The sequence below is a fragment of the Roseateles sp. P5_E11 genome (genome assembly GCF_054049355.1).
In genome coordinates, this window is sequence record NZ_JBFUMO010001110.1 from 1 (window position 1) to 843 (window position 843).

The window sequence follows — 843 nt, forward strand, 5'->3', positions numbered from 1 at the left end:
GCGCAAGACCGGCGCCGGCGTGGCGACCTGGCAGCAGGGCAAGGCGACTTTTGCAATGGGCAGCGGCAGCCTGATCGACGTGCAGGCCGGCACTCTGGTCGGCGGCTCCCACGCCAATGAGGACTGGACCCGCAACCAGAGCCGACTGAACGTGGCCGCCAATGCCGTCTTCGATGGCGACGAGGCCAATGTCCGCGTCGATGCGCTCAGCGGCGCCGGCCGCATCAAGTCTGGCTACAACGGCTCGGGCTACAGCGCTTTCACGATGGGCGTGGCCAATGGTTCCGGCAATTTCTCCGGCGTGCTGGCGAACAGCGAATCCACCGGCAACTTCGTCAAGACGGGCACGGGCACGCAGACGCTCAGCGGCATCAACACCAACACCGGCACGACGCGGGTGCAGGCCGGCCAACTGACGCTCAACGGCTCGTCGCTGAGCAGCGCCTTCAGCGTCGACGCGGGCGCCACGCTGGGCGGCAGCGGTGCACTGGGCAGCCTGGTGCTGGCCGGCAAGCTCGCGCCCGGCAACTCGCCGGGCCAGTTGAGCGTGGCGGGCAACGCGACGTTTGCCGAGGGCGCCAGCTATCTGTGGGAGATCGCCAATGCCAGCGCCGCCGCCGGGCTGGGGTACGACCTGCTGAGCGTCGGCGGCACGCTGAGCCTGGACGCCAGCGCGGCCAACCCGTTCACCGTCACGTTGAAGTCGCTGCTGGCGAACGGCGGCGCGGGGCTGCTGGCCGGTTTCGACGCCCAGCACAATCACAGCTACACGCTGGCCTATGCGAGCGGCGGCATCCTGGGCTTCTCGGCCAAAGAGTTCAGCATCGACGGCAGCGGTTTCAC

1 protein-coding gene is annotated in these 843 nt (G+C 68.7%); it reads left to right on the forward strand.

What is annotated here, in order from left to right; genetic code table 11:
* The coding region (locus tag ACXJKR_RS33750; protein WP_457326575.1) for an autotransporter-associated beta strand repeat-containing protein at positions 1-843 on the forward strand (843 nt) is incomplete at both ends.